Genomic DNA, 5,618 nt, shown 5'->3' on the forward strand with positions numbered 1-5,618 from the left:
CTCATCCTTAACGACATGATTCCGATCTTCTTAGTTATCGACCTGTTCCGAAAAGCCCCTGAAGATTATTCTGCTGCTAAGAAAAAATGGAAGTCTGATGGTATGATACGAGCATGCTTCTACATCTCGACCCTCTCAGCATTGACCACTTGGGCACTCGCCTACTTACTACTCCAGAATTAAACCACAGATCCAGGCAGTAGTGGACAACTCCGTTCGTGCCTCACTACGTGCCACACTTTGACGATCTACAAAATAAAATGAAACTGGGATTAAAGATCGTATTGGCTCTAGTTTTGACCAGCTTGATTCTGGTCATCTTGATTCCAAGTCACAGTGGCACTTCTGTTCCATCGCTCCGAGCAAAAATAAGAAGTGACATAAAGATGGTGGCCGTAGGCGTTGTGACATACCAACAGCAGAAAAGAGAATATCCAGACTACCTACATCAAATTGAGCCAGACCTTCTACCGGAAGAATACGCCTATTTTTACGACCCAGAATCGGGGATGCCTTATGATTGGCTCTACCACGGCAAAGGAATTCATGGCACAGAGATAAGAACGGACTACATTATAGCTGCGACACCAAGAACATTTACATCGAACAAAGATGAGCTCAGAATAGTTGCTTATGGCGATGGGCATGTAGAGACTTTGCTTGATTCCGAATACAAACAGGCTCTGGTAGATCGGGATAGGACTCCCCATCACTGAGGAGCCCTCCCACACCACCACTCATACGGATCCGTAAGTGGCGGTTCGGCTGATTCAAGGCAGGTTCAAAACCATGGGATCACCAGTCCGCGTGAGGTAAAGTAATCATTGGGCAAAGCGATCATGACCCATTTCACTTGGCTCATACGCCAAGCTCCCTTTCGGGCGCAGCCTGTTTTGACTGCGGTTTCTTCGTAAATCCCTAGCTTCATGAGATTGCCGACGCGGGTGCGCCGATTCTTCCATTGCTTCCAGATGTAGCTGCGCAGTCTGCGCCGAATCCACCCTGCCAATCGTGCGATCTGATAAGGCGTTTCCATTACGCTGAAGTAGCCCCACCATCCCCGTAGATACTCGTTGAGTTCTTTGATGATGCTTAGGAGACTACGTCCGCGTTGGCGGCCTGTCAGTTCGCGGATTTTAGCTTTCAACCGATCCAGCGTTTTCCAATGCAGTTTGATCCGTGGCTGTGCCCGAGTGCTAGTCAGGCTGAAGCCGAGGTATTTGCTTTTCCATGGGCGACCCACGGAGCTTTTCGCTTCGTTCACTTTCAGGCGCAAGCGCTTCGTAATGAACTTTGTGATACTTCCCTTTACGCGTTCTCCCGCTCGCTTACTGCCGACATAGACGACACAGTCGTCAGCGTAACGAACGAACTTTAGAGCGCGTTTCTCTAGCTCTTTATCGAGTTCGTCTAGGACAATGTTGGAGAGCAGCGGAGAGAGTGGCCCGCCTTGCGGCGTGCCTTCTTCCGTTGCCTCTTCCAATCCATCAACGATCACCCCGCATTCGAGGTATTTGCGAATCAGCTTGAGCACCCGCTTATCCTGAACCTTTAGAGCCAATCGACTCATCAGGCGGTCATGGTTGACCCTGTCAAAGAACTTCGACAGGTCGATGTCCACGCAGAACCGCAGGCCATCTGTCACATGTTGACGGCACTGCACGATTGCTTCGCGCTGGCTGCGATTTGGGTCCCGACAAGTCGGGATAGCTTGATTCGGAGAAGGTATGATCCCACACCCTCTCTAAGACTTGAGCAATGGCTTGCTGGATCAGACGGTCTAGGACCGTCGGAATGCCCAACAGACGCACGCCGCCGTCTGGCTTCTCGATCTCCTTGCGCCTCGCTGGCATCGGCTCATACGAGCCTGCCAGCAGGGACGCTTCTATCTTTGTCCAATGGTGGTCGAGGTAGCCACGAAGCTGACCAACGGTCATCCCGTCGACGCCTGCGGCTCCCTTGTTCGACTTCACCTGTTTATACGCTCTATTCATGTTTTCCCGCTCAAGGATAGACTCCATGAGGCGGATTTGTCCTGTCGGGCTTTCACTCAGATGTGACGCTACGAACGCTTCAGAACTGCGGTCAGGGTTGCGCCCTGACTCTAAATGCAAGTTCAGCTCCTGCTGTTTCGGCTGCTGCAATGCGCTCATAAGACTCATCGGCTACTGACCACTTTCATTTACCACTGCCATTCGGCCGCGGCACCGTTCGAGCCTTTGTCGGGGTGGTTCTTCTCTGACTCTTCGCTGGACGGGTAACCCGTCGGCAGCTACTCCAGTTCCGTTTCGCCTACGACTACTATGCTCTCTGCTGACTTCCGATAAGCGGTCGCCATCTCTTGCGAGACGGCCAGTCACTTGCGTGACACTTAACGGCTCTCCTGGGGTGTGCTCATTGACCTTCCATGCGCGAGCGCCTAGTCTACGTCCCTCCTCATGTGATGAATAGAGGACTTCGTCTTGTGATGCAGACTCGTCCCGAATCAGGATTGCCTCACTAGGTTCTTGTGCATCGCCCCGCATGTTCGCGCACAGGCCTTCTTCACCAGACACGTTACCGTGCACAGCTTGCCCTGCGCTATAGCCTTCGCCTCCATCAGGCTGGCTTTGAGACTTGATTACTATGTTTATGTCGTTATTCATGGTATTTCACCCTTTAATCAATGAGCCGGTTACCCAGCACACATCAAGGCGGAGTGATCAACTCCGAGTCGCTGCGCTCCTCTACGTGATCATCCTCGACGATCTACAGAAGAAATGAAAGCAATCGTAACCATCCCCCTACTCGCATTCCTAGCTGCTACGGCAAGTGCGACTGATTGGGATATTCCCGATCCAATCACCTACGAATGGACGATCCAGCAGGCAACGAAGACCACGATCCCCAAAGTCAACTTCACCGATACTCCTGCAAAGAAAATACTAGAAGCCCTGAGTGACAGCATGGCATTTCCATTGAGCATTGAAGCTCCCTTGGTCAGCGAAGAAAAACTGAACAAGAGGATCACAATCCACAAAGAACTGATCACATGGATTGAGGTCATTTCTATAGTAGCCGATGAGATTGAAGTAGACATCCTGATATCGAAAGGAACAGTAACCTTTAAACCAACCCAGACTCAATGAAGAGTAGATCCAGGCGAGAGTGGACAACTCCGTTCGTTCCTCACTCCGTGCCACCTCTTGACGATAGACAAAGAAATGAGATACATTGCTAAAACATTCTGGACTCTCCTCTGCTTACTTCCAGTTGCTTGGCTCGTCTATGTGTATTTAATCTGGGAAGATCCGGGTCCAGGAAGTTGGGACGGTGTCGTTATGTTTGGCGGTTATGTGACGAGAATTGCCCTACTTATAACGATTATAGCCGTTGTATTGGGTCTGGGCATTTCCTTAACGACCAAGAAGAAATTTTATGCCCTTGTGTCTTTAATCCCAGCTTTATGCATGAGCGCTGCATTCATCGGCTCCACAATACAAAGGCAAAAAGAAGAGAAGATCGCTCAAGAGAGAAAAGTCTTTCAAGAAAGAAGAATGGAATGGATACAATACGACGAAATACTGATACCTCATATCATAGATTACGTCAGAATGTATCCTGAGCGCGTTGATTTTCCATTTGGCGACGACCGAACAAAAATTGAAGGCCTAGTAGATTATCTAAAAAGCAAGGAGCCTCAAATGCTATACTCAGAGAGTGCGATACTAGATCCTTGGGATAATGATGTTCTAGTCATTATGGATCGCGAGAACGACATGAAACTACAATTTGAGGATGAATTTTACGGGGTTTACCATAAGGATGGGAACGAACTTGTAGTAGCTCTGTATTCTCCAAGCCTAATTCCACACGAGAGAGGAACACACATGCGTTGGCAGCTCGAAGGTGGTCGAATCACAAAACAAAAATGAGTCTATCCAGACGCAGCTATCAACTCCTTTCGCGCTCCGCGCTTCAGTCGCGATAGTGCTCCACGTTCTACGGAAAGAAATGAAAACCTTCAGATTCACAGCCCCTGAGCCGCCTCTTACTCTTAAAGAAAAAGAAGGCAGAAAGAAATATGAAGGTTCCTTGAGTGATACCATATTCTATGCCGTAGCTTTAGTTCTGTTGATTCTCGGGCTGATCGATGCTAAAAAAAATGGATTCTCGATTGCACCGCATTTGTGCGGATTTGGTGTTTTATTCCTAATATTGACACGACACCTGGTAAGGCAAATCAAAGATAGAACCAGCCGGAGCAGGACAACCCGATAACCCGCCCGTAAAACTCTAAAAATCAACAGGACTTCTAACTCGTCAGGCGGGTTGCCTGTCCTCATCGTTGGCTAAAATAGAAGAATGAAAAAATATCTAGTATGCCTCGGGCTCTTCTGCCAGTTATCGTTTCTAAGTGGAAATGATACCTATCAGTCTAGATTGACGTCGATTCAAGATGAGGTGGCGAAAGTAGAATCTCAGATCAATGCACTGAGCAGTAGCATTCCCGAAGAAAAGGATATTACGCTGAAAATTATCCCGCTCGAAAATGTCCCGCTTTCAGAAGCAATTGATATGTTGAAAAGTGAAGGAGCCGAATTTGATTTTGTCGTTTCGGAGAAGGCACAGGAAAAATCAGTAAATCTCCAACTGAGGAATTTGAGATTATCAAGAGTGATAGAATTCATAAGCCAACAGAGCAATCTAGATTGGGTGTATGATGATGACCGAATATACTTTGCTGATAAGACTGAAACCACTCTCCCAGGAGGTAGTGCTGATCACTTCAGGAGAAAAAGAAGCATAGAGCCTTTGGCTCTTAGGCTCAGAGAGGCTCATCGCGAAGAGAGAGAAGTAAAAAGAAGCATACGCCTAACTGAAAAATATAACCTAGAAATTAAGAGCGATGATCTGTCTTTATTTCGCGGCGACCAGCTCGTCACAAAGGGCGTCCATCACAACGGTTACGTCTACTTCATGTATGAAAATGTAATCGACTACTCCTCAGACATTGGAAGTCCGCCTGACGTGCCGGAAAGTATCTACATTACGCCACTAGGCAACCTATACCACTGGAGCCAACATGTGAATGTCTACGTGGTGCCAAAAAATCGAATTAATGGGGATCCTATCTATTTCACGAAGTTCACAAGGCGCAAAAGTGATGACGGAACATTCCCTGACTATTCCCCTGATAACGAAGTTAAATTTAACGCAGAATCTTCACGCGATGGTTCTCGATGCTCTTATGATTTGATATTTCACGACGTGGAATCGTTGGACGTTTTTTTAGAAAAATATATTAATCCAAATGAGATTATGGTGATATATTTATACGTAAATCTACCTGTTCAGCAAGAAGACCTGACAGGAATTATTGATGACATCAATGATGTCGGACACCCTTTTTACCTAGTCATTAAGACCAGTTCCATCGACAATACAACCGACAATGTGGGAGGCATAACTCGCAGATACTTGGATTTAAAGGAGTTCTATTCCGACAAAAATAAAAACGAACTGAAAGAAAACTAAAGAGCCAAATCGAGTAGCCAGGGGCACTAAGTCCCCCAGCTCTCACATCACCTGCCGTGCGGGTCCGCAGCCAGACTGATCACGATGTTACGCAGTCTGTT

Annotated in this window: 5 protein-coding genes and 1 pseudogene; 5 read left to right on the forward strand and 1 reads right to left on the reverse strand. The window is 47.5% G+C overall.

The features are described 5' to 3' along the window. Both QEH52_RS18860 and QEH52_RS18865 read left to right on the forward strand, forming a co-directional pair. Positions 1-183: hypothetical protein (locus QEH52_RS18860; RefSeq protein ID WP_308952511.1), on the forward strand; the 183-nt coding region annotated here is incomplete at its 5' end. Between the two features lie 77 nt (positions 184-260). Next, positions 261-716 carry a hypothetical protein gene (locus QEH52_RS18865; protein ID WP_308952512.1) on the forward strand — a complete coding sequence of 152 codons (456 nt, stop codon included), beginning with the start codon at positions 261-263 and terminating at the stop codon, positions 714-716. A gap of 65 nt (positions 717-781) precedes the next feature. On the opposite strand, the pseudogene ltrA reads toward QEH52_RS18865, so the two are convergent. After that, a pseudogene (ltrA, locus tag QEH52_RS18870) lies at positions 782-2,021 on the reverse strand (group II intron reverse transcriptase/maturase). A gap of 738 nt (positions 2,022-2,759) precedes the next feature. Here ltrA and QEH52_RS18880 point away from each other — a divergent pair. From QEH52_RS18880 to QEH52_RS18890, 3 genes are all read left to right on the forward strand, one after another. Further along, on the forward strand, positions 2,760-3,128 hold the full coding sequence (locus QEH52_RS18880) for a hypothetical protein (protein ID WP_308952515.1): 369 nt from the start codon (positions 2,760-2,762) through the stop codon (positions 3,126-3,128). A 75-nt stretch (positions 3,129-3,203) separates the two neighbouring features. Further along, positions 3,204-3,914 (forward strand): hypothetical protein, encoded by a 711-nt coding sequence (locus tag QEH52_RS18885; protein ID WP_308952516.1) that lies wholly within the window; start codon positions 3,204-3,206, stop codon positions 3,912-3,914. Positions 3,915-4,344: 430 nt separating this feature from the next. Further along, positions 4,345-5,517 carry a hypothetical protein gene (locus QEH52_RS18890; RefSeq protein WP_308952517.1) on the forward strand — a complete coding sequence of 391 codons (1,173 nt, stop codon included), beginning with the start codon at positions 4,345-4,347 and terminating at the stop codon, positions 5,515-5,517. Positions 5,518-5,618 lie beyond the last annotated feature (101 nt).

This window comes from Thalassobacterium maritimum (assembly GCF_031127805.1).
GTDB lineage: Bacteria > Verrucomicrobiota > Verrucomicrobiia > Opitutales > Coraliomargaritaceae > Thalassobacterium > Thalassobacterium maritimum.

Bases quoted from the DNA above. Each gene is read 5' to 3' on its own strand.
- QEH52_RS18865 (WP_308952512.1), top strand. From the start codon at position 261: ATGAAACTGGGATTAAAGATCGTATTGGCTCTAGTTTTGACCAGCTTG.
- QEH52_RS18890 (WP_308952517.1), top strand. From the start codon at position 4,345: ATGAAAAAATATCTAGTATGCCTCGGGCTCTTCTGCCAGTTATCGTTT.
- QEH52_RS18885 (WP_308952516.1), top strand. From the start codon at position 3,204: ATGAGATACATTGCTAAAACATTCTGGACTCTCCTCTGCTTACTTCCA.
- QEH52_RS18880 (WP_308952515.1), top strand. From the start codon at position 2,760: ATGAAAGCAATCGTAACCATCCCCCTACTCGCATTCCTAGCTGCTACG.